Below are 19,533 nucleotides of genomic sequence, written 5' to 3'. Positions count from 1 at the left end.
GAACATCTTCTTTGATAAAGATTTCCGGATCTTTTAGTAACTTTACGTTATGACAGCAAAATCAAATACAAAACCTCAAATACTGTACTCCTGTTATTATTCACGTAGCCGGGAAGGAGAGAATTTCATACCGGAACATGTATTTAGCTACCAAATTTCAGGAGAAATGATCGCTTCTGATAGCAAGAATACTTACATTTCAAAAGAAGGTGATTTTCGTTTTAGCAGAAGAAATCATTTGGCAAAATTCGTTAAAATTCCGCCCGAAGGAGGAGAATTCAAAACAATATCCCTTTTCTTAGATCAGGAAATTTTACGCGAAATAAGTACCGAATACAATTTCAAAATCAACAAAAGATCCGATTCTGAAGCTATGATTTCATTAGTTCCAAATCCACTTTATAAATCTTTCATGGAATCGCTGATCTCTTATCTTGAAGTTGAACAAGAAAAAAACGAAGCTTTATTTAATTTAAAAATAAAAGAAGCTGTACATCTTTTGCTTAAAGTAAATCCGGAACTGAAAGATATTTTATTCGATTTTAATGAGCCCGGCAAAATTGACCTTGAAGCATTCATGAACAAGAACTTCCATTTTAATGTACACCTTACTCGTTTTGCTTATCTCACCGGAAGAAGTTTAGCAACTTTTAAAAGAGATTTTCAAAAAGTATTTCAGGAAACACCCGGAAAGTGGTTACTCAACAAAAGATTACAAGAAGCCTATTATTTAATTAAACAAGGAAAATCACCATCTGAAGTTTATATTGGAGTAGGCTTTGAGGACTTGTCTCATTTTTCATTTTCCTTTAAAAAGAAATTTGGAGTTGTTCCGTCTTCTTTATCGTTGAAATAAAACTATTATACAAATTCCAATTTTTAAAATTCCAAATTCCAAAATATATAAATTGAGAAACAATCATGACCCTTGTTCTTAAGATCAAAACCTCGGGCTATTAATAAAACACAAATTTCACAATACTCACCTATTCCCGGATCAACACGAAAACCTGTGGATATAGAAAAAATTACCACGGAGAACGCAAAGTTTTTTAAATATACTAAGTTTAGAAAAAACACAAAGTTCACAAAGCTTTGTGGACTTTGATTGTGTAAACACTACTTAAATCTTAGTGAAGGTTGCGAATCCCGATAGCTATCGGGATTGCGTTCTCTGCGTTAAAAAATAATTAGGGAATATAAAATTTTTAATGTTTCTCCACAACATTCAGTGTTGATACGTCAATCCTAAAACCTCTGAAGCAAAAAAATTACCGCAAAGATCGCTAAGTTTTTATACTCTTAGCTTTTTATAAAAGGCAAAGTTCGCAAAGCTGTATATTGATTTAGCTTTGCGAACTCCTATGTTTGCATAGTTAGAAAATCAATCTTTCAAATATCTATATTTGGATATCATAAAGTGAAAAAGGGTGAGAGTCGATTCGCGACTAAATGACTCAGGAAGTACATTGACGCAGAGATACCGCCTCATTCTTTTTTATCTTTTAGAGTCTGAACAGAATGTAAGGAACTACGCAGGTCGTATTATCCAGAATATCCAACCAGGAGAAAAGACGAAGGAAGATTCATCACTTTATAATATTATTTAAAATTAAGGAGTTATGAAAGTATTGAAACAGGTATTAGGAATTGATGTAGCGCAAAAAGAATTGGTAGTTACTTTAGGAAGACTCAATGATGATTTATCGATTGAACTGTGTGCTTATTCTGTTTTTAAAAATACAGATAAAGGTTTTTTAAAACTTTCTCAATGGATTGATAAGCTTACAGATAAAACGACCAAAGTTCGATATGTAATGGAAGCTACAGGTGTTTACCATGAGAAGTTCGCCCATTATTTAGATGAAAAAAAAGAGGATTTAAGTATTGTACTGCCCAACAAAATCAGTAATTATATACGAACTCTTGAGATCAAAACAATTACAGATAAAACGTGTTCTGAGGCCATTGCCAGATTTGGACTGGAAAGAAAACTCGATAATTGGAAAAAACCAAAAGCGATCTACAGAACCTTAAAACAACTTACACGTGAACGCCGTCAAATTACAGATGAGAGAACCATAGTAAAAAACCAACTGCATGCCGAAGAGGCAGAAGCAATGCCTCATATTTCAAGTATTGAACGTTCAAATAGAAGGATACATTTTTTAAACACCCTTGAGAAAGAAATTAAGAATGAGATCGAAAGTAGTATAAAAGAGAACAAAGAACTTAGTAAAGACATCAGTAATATCTGTACAATACCGGGTATTTCAATTTTGACTGCAGCAACTGTTATTGGCGAAACAAACGGATTTGAGCTTATACGCAGTAAAAAACAGCTTACAAGTTATGCAGGACTGGATGTAAAAGAAAAACTCTCAGGAACATCAGTAAAAGGCAAGCCGTCAATTTCCAAAAGGGGTAATAGATATTTAAGAAGCTGCCTGCATCTGCCAGCTCTAAGCAGCATAAAATGGGATGATAATTTTCGCGACCAATACAGTAGAATAGTAGCAAAACATGGCATCAAAATGAAAGGATGTGTAGCGGTACAGAGAAAATTATTGGAACTGATTTATATTCTCTACAAAAATAAAGCAGTATATGATAAAGATTTTGAATCAAAAAAAATAGCGTGCCAGCATAAAAATGCATAAACACGCTATACAGTCTAGCGCTATGGCTGACTAAGGCTACAAATTTAATAATATAAAAGATAAATAACCAAGACAGCTAAAAATAAAATTTATATTTATTAGGAAATCAACACAGAATCTCTGTGTTAAGACATTATTAGATAAAATCTTTGTTTCTCTGCGGTAAAAACAGTCAGCACTTGTAAGCTACTCCACAACATTTAGCGTTGATCCCTATTCCCTATCTATTCCAGAAATTGGAATTTGGAATTTTCAAAATTGGAATTTCCAAAAAAGTTTAACGCATAAAAAAAGCCTCTCGATTGAGAGGCTTTTTATGTTGGTCTACAAGGACTCGAACCTTGAAAGACTGCACCAAAAACAGTTGTGTTACCATTACACCATAGACCAGTAAGAATGCTTACGCGAATGCAAATTTAAAGCTTTTTTTAGTTTGCACAACTTTTTTTTTGAATAAAAAAGCCTCTCGATTGAGAGGCTTTTTATGTTGGTCTACAAGGACTCGAACCTTGAAAGACTGCACCAAAAACAGTTGTGTTACCATTACACCATAGACCAGCGTTGCTGTTAAGCGAGTGCAAATTTAAAGCTTTTTTTAGTTTGCGCAAACTTTTTGATAAAAAAAATTCGTTTTTTTTCGTTTTTTCTTCTCTTCAACTCCTAATATTTCTACAAGTATTTCACAAACAACACATTACTTACAACAAATACTTTTGTAGATTTTTATGTTAATGCTCTTCGCTTTCAACAAAAAAACATTTTCTTTGTAAGATAGAAAACATATATAATTATAACACCTAAATATGGCACAATTCAATTTCAATAAATGGAATACAATTATTGGTTGGTTTGCATTTGCAATCGCTTTAACTACCTATACACTAACTGTTGAACCAACTATGAGCTTTTGGGATTGTGGCGAATATATTGCCACAGCAGCGAAACTAGAAGTTGGTCACCCACCCGGAGCTCCTTTATTCCAGATGATGGGCGCATTTTTCGCCATGTTTGCCATTGATGCACAACATGTTGCAGTAATGGTCAATATGATGTCAGTTTTTTCAAGTGCATTTACTATTCTGTTTATGTTTTGGTCTTCGTCTATGATTTTGAAAAAGATTATAGAACGTTTTTCAGAAATTAACCAAAACAATTCAGTTGTTATATTAGGAAGTTCTTTTGTTGGAGCCCTAGCCTATACTTTCTCCGACAGTTTCTGGTTTAATGCCGTTGAAGCCGAAGTTTATGCCATGGCTTCTTTATTGATCGCATTACTTTTCTGGCTTGGCCTTCGTTGGGAGCAAGACATGGACAAACCTAAAGGAAACAAATGGTTATTAGTTATATCACTAGTTGTAGGGCTTTCGTTTGGAGTTCACTTTATGGCTTTATTGACTATTCCTTCAATAGGTTTTCTTTACTACTTTAAACATTACGAAAAAGTTACCATCAAAAACTTTCTTATTGCCAATGTGGTGGTAATTGGGATTTTATTATTCATTTTCAAATTGCTTTTACCATTAACTATGGAAGCATTTGCTGATACTGAAGTTTTCATGGTAAATAACTTTGGATTACCATTTAATTCAGGAACCCTATTTGTTGCCCTAATTTTAATTGCTTTCTTTTATTTTGGATTAAAATACACGAAACAAAAAGGATTAGTTTTCTATAATACCATTATACTTTGCATCTTATTTATCTTTATTGGTTTCTCAACCTGGATGATGTTACCGGTTCGTGCTAATGCAAATCCTGTAATTAACGAGAACAAACCATCGGATGCTGCAGAAGTTTTAGCTTATTATAATCGTGAACAATACGGTGTAAATCCTTTGTTTTACGGCCCTCAATACACAGAAGTTTTTGCTGGTCTTGATGCAAAAAATCCTTATTCAGATAAAAAACCTAACTACGAAAGAGATTATAAAACCGGTAAATATATCATTACCAATAATTTTAAAAACGCCAGTCAAAATTCAGACGACAATCAAAAAGCGCTTTTACCGAGAATGTGGAGTACTGAAACAGGGCACATTCAAAACTATATCAGCTTTACAAATCCTCCTAAATTTAAAATAAATCCTAATTATGATTACGAACAGGATTTAGGAAAATACGGAATTGATGCCAGCCAATTAAGCGAAGAGGAATACAACAAGGCTACAGCACAATTGCGTAATGAAGTCGAAAAAACAATTTCTGAATTCAGAAACGCTTATGCTCAAAAACAAATTGACAACGAAGGTTACGTTAAATTTTTAAAAAGCTATGGCGATTATTTAATCATCGAAAAACCAACTGCAATAGATAATTTCAGCTTTATGTTCGAATACCAATTTGGATATATGTACTGGAGATATTTAATGTGGAATTTCGTTGGACGCCAAAGTGATGTTCAGGGTAAATATGACAATCTTGACGGAAACTGGATTAGCGGAATCAAAGCTCTTGATTCTTTGCATCTTGGTTCTCAGGACAATTTGCCATCAGACGTGTTAAACAACAAAGGAAGAAACGTTTATTTCTTCCTGCCTTTTATTTTAGGCCTTATTGGATTAATGTATCATGCCAACAAAGACCTTAAGAGCTTTTATGTTCTTTTAGCGCTGTTCTTATTTACTGGTATTGCATTGAAAATATACCTAAACGAGCGACCTTTTGAACCGCGAGAAAGAGATTATGCACTTGTAGGATCTTTTTATGTGTTTGCCATCTGGATAGGTTTTGGAGTTTATTCACTATATGAAACTATTCAAAAATACATTGCTCCTAAAATTGCAGGCCCGGTTATCATTGCTGCAAGTTTATTAGCCGCTCCTGTTTTAATGGCGGCTCAAAACTGGGACGATCACGACAGATCAGGAAAATACACAGCAGTTGCAATGGCAAAAGCTTATTTAAATTCCTGCGATAAAGATGCTATTTTATTTACAATTGGCGACAATGACACTTTCCCATTATGGTATGCTCAGGAAATTGAAGGCATTAGAACCGATGTTAAAATTGTAAATACAAGTTTATTTATGACAGATTGGTACATCGATCAAATGAAAGCAAAAGCTTACGAGTCTGATCCTTTACCAATATCTTTTACACACGATCAATATGTGGGTGATAATCTGGATTACGTAGCGCATATACCAAAAATTGAGACCCGTTGGAACATTAAAGATTTTATTGATTTTATTAAAAATCCAAAATCGACTGTAGGTTTACAAAACGGACAAACAATTCATTTTTATCCAACAAATAAAATCAGACTTAATGTTGATAAAGAAGCCATCATTAAAAATAAAGTTGTTAATAGTAAATACAACGACTCTATTGTCCCTTATATGGACATTGACATCAAAGGAAGTGCGTTATATAAAAACCGCCTAATGATGCTGGATATTTTAGCGAATAACAATTGGAAAAGACCAATTTATTTTAGTGGAGGTGCTTTTGACGATGAAGATTATTTATGGCTAAAAGACTATTTACAGCTGGACGGAATGGTGTACAAATTAGTTCCTATTAAAAACACACCTTCAAAAGATGGCGGACCTATGGACATGGGACAAATTGACGCTGATAAAATGTACGACATTGTAATGAAATGGGATTGGGGAAACAGTAATGGTAATATTTATCACGATCCTGAAACCAGAAGAAACAGTATTACATACCGCACCAATTTATCGCGTTTAATGAACCAGCTTATCGCAGAAGGTAAAATTGATAAAGCGAAGAATATTATCAACCTTGCGATAACAAAAATGCCTTTAGACAAATTTGGATATTACTCGTTAGTAGAACCATTTGCAGGAGGATATTATAAAGTTGGCGAAACGGCAAAAGCACAAGATTTGCTGAATAAACTAGTTAACAAATACAAAGAAGAACTAAACTATTACGCAACACTTACACCTGGCGACCAAACTGACTTAGCAATTGACATCATTACTGATATTGAGCGTTACAGAAGTTTATTGCAAGTGATGAAAGAAAATAAAGATCTCGCTTTCTACGAGAAACATAAAGTAACATTTAATACTTATGTAAATGTTTTTGAACGTTTTGGAAGAGAAAAAGAATAATAATATACGAAAAACATAGCAATTAAAAAAATGCAGCGCAACTTGATAAATAGCGCTGCATTTTTTATTTTTACATATCTGTAAAACAAATTAAAATGAGCTTTTATTGGGTAAAAACAAATTCATTCATCAAAAGGGTATTTTCTAAGTACTGTTGGGACATCCCAAATAACGAAAAGAAAATATACCTCACCTTTGATGATGGCCCAACTCCCGAGATTACAGACTGGGTTTTATCTGAATTGAAAAAGTTTGATGCAAAGGCGACTTTCTTTTGCATAGGAAAAAACATAAAAGCCAATTTAGCTTTATTCGAAAAACTGCTCACAGACGGACATGCTATAGGCAACCATACCATGAATCATGTAAATGGATGGAAAAGTAACAATGACGATTATATAGAAAACGTAAAGAATTGTGCTGCTGTTCTGGAAGAAGAAAAAACATGCAATATGATATTTCGCCCGCCCTACGGGAAAATCAAAAAAGCACAATCTAAAATTCTGAGAAAATTAGGCTATAAGATTATTATGTGGGATGTTTTGAGCGCCGATTTTGACCAGACGATTACGCCTGAAAAATGCCTTGAAAACGTTACTAAAAATGTAAAATCAGGAAGTGTGATTGTATTTCATGACAGCATTAAAGCTTCACCTAATTTAAAATTTGCCTTACCTAAAACTTTACATTTTTTAAAGGAAAACGGCTATACATTTGACATTATTCACTAAATAACATCAAATAAAAAGTAGTGTTTTATTGATTGAATTGTTCCTGGACAATTCCAATAATTGTATTTGCATCAAGCTCACCTGATTGTCTCCAGATCATTTGCCCTTCTTTATAGATCATCAAAGTAGGCAATCCTTTGATACGCAAGGCTTCTGCTAATTCCTGATTTTTATCCACATCAATTTTAATCACTTTGGCTTTATCGCCTAGTGCAGCTGCAACATCCTTAATAACAGGATGCATCGATACAGATGATTCGTTCCAATCGGTGTAAAAATCAATTAACACCGGAACCTGAGCATTTATAAGTTCTCCAAATTTTGACATAAAACCAAAAATTTAATTCTTTTTTATTCTGTTAAAAAGAGATAATTATATACAAATGTAGCATTTTTAACGAATTAAGCCACATTGTTCCCTTTTTTTAGTTCAATCACTGTAATTTCAGGCATAATACCCACTCGTCCCGGATAAGCGTGAAAACCAAATCCGCGATTTACATAAACGTAACGGCCAACATTTTCGTATAATCCTGCCCATTGTTTGTAAATGTACTGAGCTAAACTCCACTTAAAATATCCCGGAATTTCGATTCCAAATTGCATACCATGTGTATGGCCTGCCAAAGTTAGATGAAAGTTTTTAGGATGATTTTTAATCTCATATTCCCAATGACTCGGATCGTGACTCATTAATACCTTAAAATCGTCCTGATGCACGTTTTGAGACGCTTTGTTTAAATCTCCTGCCTTTTTAAAATTATGCCCCCAATTCTCTACTCCAATAAGTGCAATTTTATCATCACCTTTTTGAATATAAGTATGTTCGTTTAATAAAAGTTCAAATCCAATTTGTCCGTAAAGACTTTTTATTTCTTTGAAGTTTTCGTCTTTTTCTTTTTCAGAAGGCCAGGTAACATATTCGCCATAATCATGATTTCCTAAAACTGAAAACTTCCCATATTTAAAATCTTTTATTCTGTTGAAAGTTTCTAACCACGGATGCATTTCTTTCGCATGGGTGTTTACAATATCTCCTGTAAATAAAATCATATCCGCTTCCTGCTCATTAATCAAATCAATAGCATAATTTATTTTATCAGGATTATCAAAACTCCCGCTATGAACATCCGAAATCTGAGTAATTTTAAATCCATCAAAAGCATCCGGCAAATCAGGAAAATAAATCGTCTGCCTGAAAACTTTAAAATTATATTTACCTTCAAAAATTCCGTAAATCAATGATAAAAAAGGAACGGCAGCCAAACCCAATGCTATCTGGCTAACAAACTTTCGCCTGTTTGGCATCATCTCTGAACGAGGCATATTATACATGAAATAATTCAGGATGCTTGCCCCTATTCTAAAAATATCTTCTCCAAACATCACAAGAGTCAAAACTATTTTTGGCACATAAACCAATAACATCAACCCCATTGTAAACATGGTTTGCTTGGTTTGCCCAACAGAACGATCAAATTGCGTAAAAGAGTAAATGATAAAAATTAAAAGCAGTAAACTTATAATTTGATAACTAATCAAAACCCATCTCAATTTTACTAAGGTACGAAAGGCTTGATAAGAATAGAACTCAATAAATAAAAAAAGAGCACATAGAATTACAAAACGAATGATCATTATTAATAGTTTTAAGCAAAGTAACAAAGAATGAAATTTCTATTGCTTTTTATTATCAAAAATTTAACTCAAATAACAAAAAGCTGATAGATTTCTCTACCAGCTTTTTCTCTACCAAATTTTTTAAAACCTTTATAATCCACAACACGGTTTACATCAAACCAGTATTGTTTTATTTTTTAGCTTCTGGCTTTGCTGCTTCTGCCTTTACTTCCGCTTTTTTCGCTTTTTTGTCTGCTTTTTTCTCTTTTTTAGGAGCTTTTGCTTCTTTTGCCGGAGTTGTTTGAGCTGGAGTTGTTTGAGCGCTTACCATTGCAGTTGTTCCTAAAACAGCTACTGCTAACATTACTAATTTTTTCATGATTGAAGTTTTTATGATTATTAATATTTTCATTTATTATACCTCAAAGATATATACGCTAAATGAAGACAAAATGAAGATTGAAGGACTTTGAAAAAATTAACTTTTAATTGTGTTTTAAAACTTCCGGGAACAGCAACATAAAGGTTGTACCTTCATTTACAGCAGAAGTAACTTTTATCTCGATATGATGAAAAGATGCAATACTATCAGCAATCGCAAGCCCTAACCCTTGACCTTCCTGGTCTGAACTGATTCTGGCAAACCTGTTGAATATATTTTCGATTTGAGAAGAATTCATTCCTATACCGGAATCTGCGATCGAAATAAAGTAACGATCCTCTAAAAAACCATCTGTAACAATAATACTTCCCCTTTGTTTATTGTATTTTATGGCGTTGGTTACCAAATTATAAATGAGAATATGAATCAGTGTTTTATTTCCTGTGAAGAAAAAATCATGTTCCATTTTATTCACAAACTGAATTTCCCTGTCATCAATTCGATCTTGTAAATCCTCCTGAAGATCCGTAATTATTTCATGAAATTTTACATCTTCATTTGCCTCGTATTGATTGTTTTCGATGCGGGAAATCAACAATAAGTTATTGATGATTTTTTTCAGCATATCTAAAGTTCTTAACGAACCTGCGATTTTATCGAAAGCATTATCATCAAGAGAATCATTTTGAAGCAAATTCTCGAACTTGTTTTTAAGTAAAGCAATAGGCGTAAGCAACTCATGAGAAACATTCGATATAAATTGTTTTTCTTTTTTAAAAAGCTCTGCAATACGATCCATCATCTGATTTAAAACAAAATCGAGTTCCCTAAAATCCCTTGATCTCGCTTTTATTGGCGTATGATCAAAAGCCTCTGGTTCGTTGACGCGCCTTATTTTGGTATCAATAATTTTATAGAAAGGCTTCAGTAAATATTCGATATAAAAAGTATCTGCCAAAAACGTAATCAGCAGGATAACTACAAAAACAATTATAATAAAAAATCGAATAATAAATGTAAGGTCATTTATTTCAGCAAGACTGCTTCCTATTTCTAAATTATATCCCTGATTACCGAAAGTAAAATGATATTGCAAAATTCTATATTCATTTTCTTCACCTTCAATAATGCGATATTCATTAGTAAAAACAGCTTTCTTTTTGGCAATTTTTACCGGTGATTTAGAAAGCACTAAAAACTCACTATGTAGTGTAGAAAATTGCGAATAGGTTTCTGTCGAATCATCAGAATTTTCGATAAAATCATTTATCTCATTTTGATCTAAATGCTGTATGAATTTTTGTTTTTTTTCCAGTAATCCGTTATTAATATGCCTGTAAACAACATTTTCGACCAGAATGGGCAACATCAACCATAAAACCAAAATCACCAACAACCTTGTTAGTGCATTAAAAATAGCCAATTGATGCTTTATCTTCACAATATTTTATTTACTCATTAATACGATAACCAACATTTCTAACGGTTTCGAACCAATCGATAGCAGTATGTTTGTCGAGTTTTTTTCGAAGATTTCGAACATGAACATCAATAAAATTAGAATCTGAATTGACCTCCAGAATATCTCCCCAAATATGCTCTGTCAATTGCAGCCTGGTGATTACACGATTTTTGTTTAAAACCAAATACTGAAAAATATCAAATTCTTTTTTAGTAAGACTGATGGGAGTATTATCATAACTCACTTTATAATCCTGAAGCTGCAACAAAAAACCATGAATACTTAAACTGTTTACAGTAAAACCATGAATTCTGCGAATTACGGCAAATAAACGAGCACTAAGTTCTGTTAATGCAAACGGTTTAGTCAAATAATCATCTGCACCAAGATGCAGTCCATTTATTCTGTCATCCAACTCTCCCCTCGCCGTAAGTACAATAACTGCAATTTTTGATTTTGTTTTTCGAACCGTTTGCAAAACCTCAAATCCATCTCCGTCAGGCAAACCAAGATCCAGAAGCATAGCATCATAATCGTTACTATTTACTTCTTCAAGGGCATCGGCACAATTATGAGCAATCTTGCAAACGTAACCTACGTTGCATAAAAAATCATAAACTTCGACAGCTAGTTCCTTATTATCTTCAACAATTAAAATATTCATAACTGAGCATTTAAGCGCAAATAAATTTAAGCAATTCTAAAAAACATTATTGCGCATTATTAAAAAATTAACGAATCAAAAAAAGCTGATAAATTTCTTTACCAGCTTTCTCCATCTGCATTCTCATAATCATTACTTCTGTTTTGCCTCCTTACAATTCTTTGAAAGCAAAACAAAAACAACTTTCATTATTTCACCTTAGCTGCCTCTGCTTTAGGAGCCTCTGCTTTTGCTTTTTTATCAGCTTTGTTTTTGTGGTGTTTTGTAGCTTTAACTTCTTTTGCAGGAGCTGCCTGAGTTGGAGCTGTTTGTGCACTTACCATTGCAGTTGTTCCTAAAACTGCTACTAATAACATCAATAAATTTTTCATGATTTCTAAATTTTAAAATTAATTAACCTTTTATTTTACAATAACCTTTTCTTATTTTTTTACTTTAGCTGTCTCTACCTTTGTAGCTTCACTTTTTTCTGATTTTACTTTTTTATCAGATTTAGCTTTTGGGTGTTTTACAGCTTTAACTTCTTTTGCAGAAGCTGCTTTAACATCTTTTGCAGGAAAAGCACTTACCATAACACTTGTGCCAAAAACCGCTACTAATAACATCAATAAATTTCTCATGATTTCTATTATTTAAAAATTAATACCTTTTATTTTATAGATCAAATGTACCCCTGTAATATGAAGATAAAATGAAGAAATCATTTCATATAAATATTTTAACTTGACATTAACTATTGGGTGCCTTTCCACCATATAAGTAATATAAGTTCATTTAATTTTATCAACGAGATGTCAGACACATTGCTATCTTCTCTACAATGCAGTGCATCTCTGCTGAGCGCGCGCTACTAAAATGTACTTATATTACTTATATGGTAAAAAATTTCTTTTTTGATTATTTTTTGATACCCAATTGTTTATTTTTACAGACTAATATTTTTTTTATGTCAACTCAAAAACGTCTTTTTCTTCTCGATGCTTACGCTTTAATATTTCGTGGTTATTATGCCTTCATAAAAAATCCGCGAATTAATTCTAAAGGAATGGATACATCCGCGATTATGGGATTCATGAACTCTCTTTTGGATGTTATAAAACGTGAAAAACCAGATCATTTAGCCGTAGCTTTTGATAAAGAAGGAAGTCAGGTACGAACCGAAATGTATTCTGATTATAAAGCCAATCGTGATGCAACTCCCGAAGCAATTAAAATTGCTATTCCATATATCCAGGATTTATTGAGAGCCATGCACATTCCGATTATCGAAATGGCAGGCTGTGAAGCCGACGATTTGATTGGAACAATTGCCAAACAAGCCGAAAAAGAAAACTATAAAGTTTTTATGGTCACTCCAGACAAGGATTTTGCTCAGTTGGTTTCTGAAAATATATTCATGTACAAACCAGCCCGTATGGGAAATGGTATTGAAATTTGGGGCGTCCCTGAAGTTTTGGCAAAATTTGAAATCGAAAAACCGGAACAAGTAATTGATTTTCTTGGGATGATGGGAGATGCTGTCGATAACATTCCGGGATTACCAGGAGTTGGCGAAGTAACGGCCAAAAAGTTCCTGAAAGAATTTGGTTCGATGGAAAACCTTCTTGAAAACACACATTTACTGAAAGGTAAAATGAAAGAGAATATCGAAGCCAATAAAGAAAAAGGAATTTTATCTAAAAAACTGGCTACTATAATATGTGACTGCGATGTTGTTTTTAATGAAGATGACTACGAACTTTCACGTCCTGATATCGAAAAAACCGACGCTATTTTTCAGGAATTGGAATTTAGAAGAATGGCCGAACAATTTGATAATTTATTTAAAGTAGGTGGCGGAAATGAGCTGGCAAATGCAGGCCAGCCTTCGGATGCTAAGTTGTATAAAAAACCGCAGCCTAAAAACGACGATCAGTTTGATTTGTTTGGAGGCGGCGCCACTACAGATGAAAACACAGAAGAAAGAACTTCATTCTATAATACTTTAGAAAACACACCTCACTCCTATCAAGCTGTCGAAGGCGATTTAGGAATTAAATTATTGATCCAAAATCTACAAAAGCAAACTGCTGTTTGTTTTGATACTGAAACTACCGGTCTGGATGCTCTACATGCTGAATTGGTAGGAATGTCTTTTGCTTATGAAAAAGGAAAAGCATTTTACGTTCCGTTTCCGGAAAGCCAGGAAGAAGCTCAGATTTTAGTAGATAAATTCAAACCGTTTTTTGAAAATGAAAATATCGAAAAAATTGGTCAAAACTTAAAATATGATTTAAAGATCCTTTCTAATTATGGCGTTGTTGTAAAAGGAAAGCTTTTTGATACCATGATTGCGCATTATCTGATAAATCCGGATATGCGTCATAATATGGATATTTTAGCAGAAACGTATTTGAAATATTCACCAAAATCAATTGAAACATTAATTGGTAAAAAAGGAAAAAATCAAATCACGATGCGTGACGTTGCTCTTGAAGAAATCAAGGAATATGCTGCAGAAGATGCCGATATTACATTACAATTAAAAGAACTTTTTACTGCCGAATTAGACAAAACCGAAACTAAGAAGTTATTTGATGAAATCGAAATTCCATTAGTAAGCGTTCTGGCTGATATGGAAACAGAAGGAATTCGTTTAGATGTGGAGTTTTTAAGCATCATGTCTAAAGAAATGGACATCGAAATTAAATCTCTCGAAGAAAAAATATACGAAACTGCCGGCGAGAAATTCAACTTAGCCTCTCCAAAACAATTAGGAGATATCTTATTTGACAAATTAAAAATTGGCGGAGCAAAACAAAAGAAAACTAAAACCGGTCAGTATGCCACTGGCGAAGAGGTTTTGACTTATTTAGCCAATGACAATCCAATTGTAAAACAAATTCTCGATTGGCGCCAAATGGTAAAACTACAAAGCACTTATATTTTGGCTTTGCCAGAACAAGTAGACAAAAAAACATTACGCGTTCATACGGATTATATGCAAACTGTTGCCGCCACGGGACGTTTGAGTTCTAATAATCCGAACTTGCAAAACATACCAATTCGTACAGAAAGAGGTCGTCAGATTCGTAAAGCTTTCGTAGCCCGCGATGAAAACCATACTTTAATCTCTGCGGATTACTCTCAGATAGAATTAAGAATTATTGCTGCGTTAAGTGGCGAAGAAAATATGATTGCCGCTTTCCAGAACGGAGAAGACATTCACAAGGCAACTGCAGCAAAAGTTTTTGATGTTCCTTTGGATGAAGTTTCACGCGAACAAAGAAGCAACGCTAAAACAGTAAACTTCGGAATCATATATGGTGTTTCTGCTTTTGGGTTAAGCAATCAAACTTCATTATCACGCAGCGAAAGTGCTGCCTTAATCGAAGCTTATTACAAAACTTATCCAAGATTAAGATCTTATATTAACGAACAAATAGAATTTGCACGCGAAAAAGGATACGTACAAACAATTTTAGGCCGTCGCCGATATTTAAAAGATATCAACTCAGCGAATGCCGTAGTGAGAAGTGCTGCCGAAAGAAATGCTGTAAATGCACCAATTCAGGGAAGTGCTGCCGATGTGATTAAAATCGCGATGATCAACATCCATAAAAAATTAAAAGAGGAAAACTGGAAATCAAGAATGTTGCTTCAGGTACATGATGAACTTGTGTTCGATGTTCACAACGATGAACTCGAAAAAATTCAGCCTATGATCAAACACGAAATGGAAAATGCATTTATGATGAGTGTTCCTTTAGATGTTGAACTTGGTTTGGGTAAAGATTGGCTAGAGGCGCATTAAAAAACCAAAATGAAAAAGAAGACAATAAAGTATTCCATTATAACAGCGATTGTCTTGTTTTTAATATACAAGCTCAATGTTAGCTTAGCATTGGGCATGGATACTTTTTTAATAAACAGTTTGCCTTCTAAAGAATTGCCTTCCAAATATAAAGAGTATAAAAATTTACATGAGGTTAAGAACTTTAGTAATCATAAAATAATACTATTTGGAAAAAGCAAAGGATATTATCCCAATATCGACTTTCAAATACTTGAAATTTCGAAAGGAGAAATCATACTTAAACTCATCACCAAAACAGAACCTTACGATCATGGAGGAGGAAATAAAGGTGATAATTTTTTAAACACCGTATTTAAAATGGACTCCTACGGAAACATTTCAGATACTTTAAATTATAAAACTTCATCGTCAAATCAATCCGAGTTTGGCGATGTTGTTTTACTCAATAAACAAATAGTAAACAAAGATCTGCTCTATTACCAAACTTGGCCAACTGATGAAAACAAAGCAAAAAAAGCTTTTATCCCTATAAACAAAGACCTAACGTGGGACGCGGAAAAACTATCAAAATATTATCACGATACTGTTTTACCTAATTGTATTTACTTAGACAATTTTTACGCCTGGAGAGATAAGTTAATACCTGTTGACAAAAGATCGTCTATCATTTATTTTGCAAACAATCATTGGTATATATTATATGGTGTGGAATCTAAAATATCTGATGATGCACAAAAACAAAGCTTTAATCTAAACAAAAAAGTTGCCAACGAAAATGCACTCGGCAAAATACCAAACGATAAAATACTGTTTAAATATTTCCAAAAATTAGATTACAATTCAAATGTCATGGGACGAACCCAAGCGAATGATACTTATACATACTATTACTGGAATGGGATCGCCTATATTGATATATCTTTTGCGAATGACACGCTAAAATTCAAAAAAGAAGATGTTTTTATCGATGATTATGACACCAAAGAAAAATCAATCTACGATACTGTAAAAGACAAGCAAAAAGAACTGGAAAAAAGTTTAAAATCAGAATATGGGTTTTATACTAATACTGATTTACAATTTACTTTGCTCCAAGATAAAAAAGACAATAGCTTATACCTTATTAAGAAAACAAAATAAAGTATTATAAAAAAAACCATTCGTTGCGGCGAATGGTTTTTTGTTTTTATTTTTTTCTTGTAGACTCTCGTTCTTTCAACTTCGTCTTAATAACGATAGTTTCATAATCAGAAGTCTCATCTTCCTTTTCTTCTAAACGTTTGATCAATTGTTTGGCAGCAACTTCTCCAATTTCAATTCCGTGTTGACTTACAGTTGTTAAACTTGGTGACAGACGTCTTGAAGCTAAAATTCCGTCAGCAAATCCTATAATCGAAATATCTTCAGGCACTTTATATCCTTTTTTCAAGCTGACACGTAAAGCGGCAACTGAATCATTTTCATCCAAAGCAAAAATAGCATCGATTTTGTTGTCGAAAATGGCATCAATTTTAGCTTTCATATCATCTTCAGAATCCGTACGAAGAATAATTTTCTCATTTACAGGAATATTATTATCAGCCAAAGCTTTCAAATATCCATCTGCTCTCAATTTTCCAACGCTTAAATTATCAACAGAAGAAATTAAGGCAATATTTTTACATCCTAAATTGATTAAATGCTGTGTTGAGTTCAAAGCCGAATCGAAATCATCAACTACCACTTTGTCACATTCTACTTCATCAGCAATACGGTCAAACATTACAATTGGAGTTCCGTCATTTATAATAGCAGAGAAATGACTATAATCCTGAAGTTTTTGCGCTTCCTGAGAAACCGAAAGAATAAATCCGTCGATGGTTCCGTTGCTCAGCATTTCCAGCGTATGAATTTCTTTTTCTAAAGATTCATTCGAAATACACGTAATCACATTATATCCTTTTTTATCGGCCACTTTTTCGATACCACTAAAAACCTTTGCAAAAAAGGAGTTTAATATATTAGGTATAATTACACCTATTGTTTTGGTTTTACGATTCTTTAAATTCAGACCAATAACATTCGGTTTATAATTTTTGAGTTTGGCATACTCCTTAATCTTCACCTTCGTTTGCTCACTAATTTCCGGACTGTCATTTAACGCCTTAGAAACCGTAGATACAGAAACGCCTAATTCTTTCGCAATTTGTTTTAGAGTTGCTTTAGCTTTCATTTAAAAATAATTTTATGTAATTAATACAAATATAGTAGAATTACCTAAAATAAAACAAAAAACACCCACCAGTATTTCAATTTACAAGGTCTTTTTAAAATAATTTTAAAATACTGCGATTTTTTAAAACCGCATCTCATAAAATTTCGTTAATAACTTAATACATGTTATTAACCTTTTTAAAAAACCTAGATTATGAAAAACGACGTTAAAATTCATGAAGTTGACCCTTCATTGAATAACAGAAGGAGCTTCCTTAAGCTCAGCGGGCTAACATTAGTTAGTGCAGGTTTGGTTTTAGCTGGTTGCAGCGATAATGACAATGATAACGATATGGAAGATACATCGTTACCCGGAGTTAGAAATGGTGTCTTTGATTTAGGCTCTGGAGATTTTGGAGTATTAACTTATGCTTATGCTCTTGAACAACTTGAAGCCGATTTTTATACTAAAGTTGTAAATGCAACAAGTTTTAATGCAACTTTCAATCCTATTGAACGTCAGGTTTTAACCGACTTGTATCATCACGAAGTAGTTCATAGAGATTTTTTTAAAGCTGCTTTAACCGGAGCACTTCCGGATCCGAGCTCCCAATTACTTCCTACTCTAGCTTTTAATTACGGATCTCTTAATTTCAACAGCCGCACCGAAGTTCTGGCAACAGCCAAAGCTCTTGAAGATACCGGAGTTGCCGCCTATAATGGAGCCGGAAAATTAATCAAAAGTGCTGACTACTTATTATTAGCCGGGAAAATTGTTTCGGTAGAAGCCAGACATGCTTCGGCTATCAGAAGTTTAATCAATCCTAATTCTAAGGATTTTGCCGGTGATGATATTGTTACGGCATCAAATGGTTTAGATGTTGCTAAAGATCCTTCAAAAATTCTTCCAATTGCCGGAGGATTTATTACCACAAAATTTTCTGCCAAATATTTACCTTAATCTTAACTAGCTAAAACTTAGAAATTATGAATATTTTAAAATTTATAGAAACCTTTACTGATGATAGTTTAATGAGAAGCACTGGATCAAGAAGAGACAGTTTTAATCAGTTTGGAAACATAGGAAAAACATTGGCATATGCATCAATACCATTCGGATTATCTGCAATGGCAAACAAAGCATTAGCAAAAGATATTACAGCAACACCTGCAACCCCAATAGGAGCTTTGCAGTTTGCTTTGACTTTAGAATATCTGGAAAACGAATTTTACGCTATGGCATTAGATTCAGGAGTAATTCCCGCATCAGAAAACGGAGGCAGGGATTTAAAGGTTTTCCAGCAAATAGCAGCACACGAATCCAGTCATGTTAAATTTTTAATTGCAGGACTAGGCGGAACAGCAAGCGCCAATTTTGTTCCAAAGCCTACTTTTGACTTTACCGTTGGCGGTACATTTGATCCGTTTGGTGACTATCCAACCTTTTTAGCATTGGCTCAGGCTTTTGAAGATACAGGCGTAAGAGCCTACAAAGGTCAGGCAGGAAATTTAATTACTACACCTGACTTATTAACTGCCGCATTACAAATACATTCTGTAGAAGCACGTCATGCATCAGAGGTACGCCGGTTACGTGGATTAAAAGGATGGATTTCAAATGACGAAAGAGGCGCAGGAATGCCAGCCGCAACTCAAGCTGTCTACGCTGGCGAAGGAGTAACCATGCAGGCAGGATTTAATACAGCCGCAGCATTTGGAGCCGCAGCAGGATCAGAAGCTTATGATGAGCCACTTACGACACAACAAGTTGTTGACATTGCAAATTTATTTATTGTTTAACAAAATAATTCTAAATATTGAACCACCTTCGCGTTATTGTGGAGGTGGTTTTTTTTTATTGTTTTAAATATAAAACTGATGCCCTGATTTTCAGCAGATAAAATATTCTTTTCAGGTATTTGGTTTTAAAATAATTAATTGTA

General features: G+C 33.6%; 16 protein-coding genes and 2 tRNA genes. 8 read left to right on the top strand and 10 right to left on the bottom strand.

Annotated features, from left to right (window positions below):
- Positions 1-49 precede the first annotated feature (49 nt).
- Together B0M43_RS08325 and B0M43_RS08320 are read left to right on the top strand one after the other, a co-directional pair.
- Positions 50-856 carry an AraC family transcriptional regulator gene (locus B0M43_RS08325; RefSeq protein ID WP_078006194.1) on the top strand — a complete coding sequence of 269 codons (807 nt, stop codon included), beginning with the start codon at positions 50-52 and terminating at the stop codon, positions 854-856.
- A 766-nt stretch (positions 857-1,622) separates the two neighbouring features.
- The gene (locus B0M43_RS08320; RefSeq protein WP_078006195.1) at positions 1,623-2,660 is read left to right on the top strand and encodes an IS110 family transposase; all 1,038 of its coding nucleotides are present in this window, start codon (positions 1,623-1,625) and stop codon (positions 2,658-2,660) included.
- 319 nt (positions 2,661-2,979) lie between these two features.
- Here the strand turns inward: B0M43_RS08320 and B0M43_RS08315 are convergent.
- Together B0M43_RS08315 and B0M43_RS08310 are read right to left on the bottom strand one after the other, a co-directional pair.
- Positions 2,980-3,050 (bottom strand) — tRNA-Gln (locus tag B0M43_RS08315).
- Positions 3,051-3,147: 97 nt separating this feature from the next.
- A tRNA-Gln gene (locus tag B0M43_RS08310) sits at positions 3,148-3,218 on the bottom strand.
- A 245-nt stretch (positions 3,219-3,463) separates the two neighbouring features.
- On the opposite strand from B0M43_RS08310, the gene B0M43_RS08305 reads away from it, so the two are divergent.
- A complete protein-coding gene (locus B0M43_RS08305; RefSeq protein ID WP_078006196.1) occupies positions 3,464-6,742 on the top strand; it encodes a DUF2723 domain-containing protein in 3,279 nt (1,092 codons plus the stop codon).
- A 95-nt stretch (positions 6,743-6,837) separates the two neighbouring features.
- Complete coding sequence (locus B0M43_RS08300) at positions 6,838-7,473, top strand: polysaccharide deacetylase family protein (protein ID WP_065448024.1); 636 nt, start codon at positions 6,838-6,840, stop codon at positions 7,471-7,473.
- Positions 7,474-7,498: 25 nt separating this feature from the next.
- Here B0M43_RS08300 and B0M43_RS08295 read toward each other — a convergent pair whose 3' ends face one another.
- The 7 genes from B0M43_RS08295 to B0M43_RS08265 all read right to left on the bottom strand — a co-directional run bounded on the left by B0M43_RS08295 (position 7,499) and on the right by B0M43_RS08265 (position 12,221).
- Positions 7,499-7,801 (bottom strand): co-chaperone YbbN, encoded by a 303-nt coding sequence (locus tag B0M43_RS08295; RefSeq protein WP_026728605.1) that lies wholly within the window; start codon positions 7,799-7,801, stop codon positions 7,499-7,501.
- Positions 7,802-7,875: 74 nt separating this feature from the next.
- Positions 7,876-9,111: a metallophosphoesterase gene (locus tag B0M43_RS08290; protein ID WP_078006197.1), complete on the bottom strand. Its 1,236-nt coding sequence runs from the start codon at positions 9,109-9,111 to the stop codon at positions 7,876-7,878.
- 172 nt (positions 9,112-9,283) lie between these two features.
- Positions 9,284-9,472, bottom strand: a complete 189-nt coding sequence (locus tag B0M43_RS08285) for a hypothetical protein (protein ID WP_065448131.1) — start codon at positions 9,470-9,472, stop codon at positions 9,284-9,286.
- A gap of 106 nt (positions 9,473-9,578) precedes the next feature.
- Positions 9,579-10,916 carry a cell wall metabolism sensor histidine kinase WalK gene (locus tag B0M43_RS08280; protein ID WP_246860210.1) on the bottom strand — a complete coding sequence of 446 codons (1,338 nt, stop codon included), beginning with the start codon at positions 10,914-10,916 and terminating at the stop codon, positions 9,579-9,581.
- A 10-nt stretch (positions 10,917-10,926) separates the two neighbouring features.
- A complete protein-coding gene (locus tag B0M43_RS08275; protein WP_065448030.1) occupies positions 10,927-11,601 on the bottom strand; it encodes a response regulator transcription factor in 675 nt (224 codons plus the stop codon).
- Between the two features lie 188 nt (positions 11,602-11,789).
- Complete coding sequence (locus B0M43_RS08270; protein WP_065448031.1) at positions 11,790-11,972, bottom strand: hypothetical protein; 183 nt, start codon at positions 11,970-11,972, stop codon at positions 11,790-11,792.
- 51 nt (positions 11,973-12,023) lie between these two features.
- Entirely contained in the window at positions 12,024-12,221 is a 198-nt protein-coding gene (locus tag B0M43_RS08265) for a hypothetical protein (protein WP_078006199.1), read from the bottom strand.
- Between the two features lie 326 nt (positions 12,222-12,547).
- Here B0M43_RS08265 and polA point away from each other — a divergent pair, with 326 nt between their 5' ends.
- The gene (gene polA / locus B0M43_RS08260; protein ID WP_078006200.1) at positions 12,548-15,394 is read left to right on the top strand and encodes a DNA polymerase I; all 2,847 of its coding nucleotides are present in this window, start codon (positions 12,548-12,550) and stop codon (positions 15,392-15,394) included.
- 9 nt (positions 15,395-15,403) lie between these two features.
- Complete coding sequence (locus B0M43_RS08255) at positions 15,404-16,537, top strand: hypothetical protein (protein ID WP_123921765.1); 1,134 nt, start codon at positions 15,404-15,406, stop codon at positions 16,535-16,537.
- 46 nt (positions 16,538-16,583) lie between these two features.
- Here the strand turns inward: B0M43_RS08255 and B0M43_RS08250 are convergent, their stop codons facing one another.
- Positions 16,584-17,609 (bottom strand): LacI family DNA-binding transcriptional regulator, encoded by a 1,026-nt coding sequence (locus tag B0M43_RS08250; protein ID WP_065448035.1) that lies wholly within the window; start codon positions 17,607-17,609, stop codon positions 16,584-16,586.
- A 195-nt stretch (positions 17,610-17,804) separates the two neighbouring features.
- On the opposite strand from B0M43_RS08250, the gene B0M43_RS08245 reads away from it, so the two are divergent.
- Positions 17,805-18,551 (top strand): ferritin-like domain-containing protein, encoded by a 747-nt coding sequence (locus B0M43_RS08245; protein ID WP_078006202.1) that lies wholly within the window; start codon positions 17,805-17,807, stop codon positions 18,549-18,551.
- A gap of 26 nt (positions 18,552-18,577) precedes the next feature.
- Positions 18,578-19,390, top strand: a complete 813-nt coding sequence (locus B0M43_RS08240) for a ferritin-like domain-containing protein (protein ID WP_065448037.1) — start codon at positions 18,578-18,580, stop codon at positions 19,388-19,390.
- Positions 19,391-19,533: the final 143 nt, after the last annotated feature.

This window comes from Flavobacterium sp. KBS0721 (assembly GCF_002007065.3).
Lineage (GTDB): Bacteria > Bacteroidota > Bacteroidia > Flavobacteriales > Flavobacteriaceae > Flavobacterium > Flavobacterium piscis.
Note: the sequence above shows the minus strand (reverse complement) of the source record. Positions and strands in the feature narration are given on the sequence as shown.

Bases quoted from the DNA above. Each gene is read 5' to 3' on its own strand.
- B0M43_RS08255 (WP_123921765.1), top strand. From the start codon at position 15,404: ATGAAAAAGAAGACAATAAAGTATTCCATTATAACAGCGATTGTCTTG.
- B0M43_RS08320 (WP_078006195.1), top strand. From the start codon at position 1,623: ATGAAAGTATTGAAACAGGTATTAGGAATTGATGTAGCGCAAAAAGAA.
- B0M43_RS08245 (WP_078006202.1), top strand. From the start codon at position 17,805: ATGAAAAACGACGTTAAAATTCATGAAGTTGACCCTTCATTGAATAAC.
- B0M43_RS08250 (WP_065448035.1), bottom strand. From the start codon at position 17,609: ATGAAAGCTAAAGCAACTCTAAAACAAATTGCGAAAGAATTAGGCGTT.
- B0M43_RS08305 (WP_078006196.1), top strand. From the start codon at position 3,464: ATGGCACAATTCAATTTCAATAAATGGAATACAATTATTGGTTGGTTT.
- B0M43_RS08265 (WP_078006199.1), bottom strand. From the start codon at position 12,221: ATGAGAAATTTATTGATGTTATTAGTAGCGGTTTTTGGCACAAGTGTT.
- B0M43_RS08270 (WP_065448031.1), bottom strand. From the start codon at position 11,972: ATGAAAAATTTATTGATGTTATTAGTAGCAGTTTTAGGAACAACTGCA.
- B0M43_RS08300 (WP_065448024.1), top strand. From the start codon at position 6,838: ATGAGCTTTTATTGGGTAAAAACAAATTCATTCATCAAAAGGGTATTT.
- B0M43_RS08240 (WP_065448037.1), top strand. From the start codon at position 18,578: ATGAATATTTTAAAATTTATAGAAACCTTTACTGATGATAGTTTAATG.
- B0M43_RS08275 (WP_065448030.1), bottom strand. From the start codon at position 11,601: ATGAATATTTTAATTGTTGAAGATAATAAGGAACTAGCTGTCGAAGTT.
- polA (WP_078006200.1), top strand. From the start codon at position 12,548: ATGTCAACTCAAAAACGTCTTTTTCTTCTCGATGCTTACGCTTTAATA.
- B0M43_RS08325 (WP_078006194.1), top strand. From the start codon at position 50: ATGACAGCAAAATCAAATACAAAACCTCAAATACTGTACTCCTGTTAT.
- B0M43_RS08285 (WP_065448131.1), bottom strand. From the start codon at position 9,472: ATGAAAAAATTAGTAATGTTAGCAGTAGCTGTTTTAGGAACAACTGCA.
- B0M43_RS08295 (WP_026728605.1), bottom strand. From the start codon at position 7,801: ATGTCAAAATTTGGAGAACTTATAAATGCTCAGGTTCCGGTGTTAATT.
- B0M43_RS08290 (WP_078006197.1), bottom strand. From the start codon at position 9,111: ATGATCATTCGTTTTGTAATTCTATGTGCTCTTTTTTTATTTATTGAG.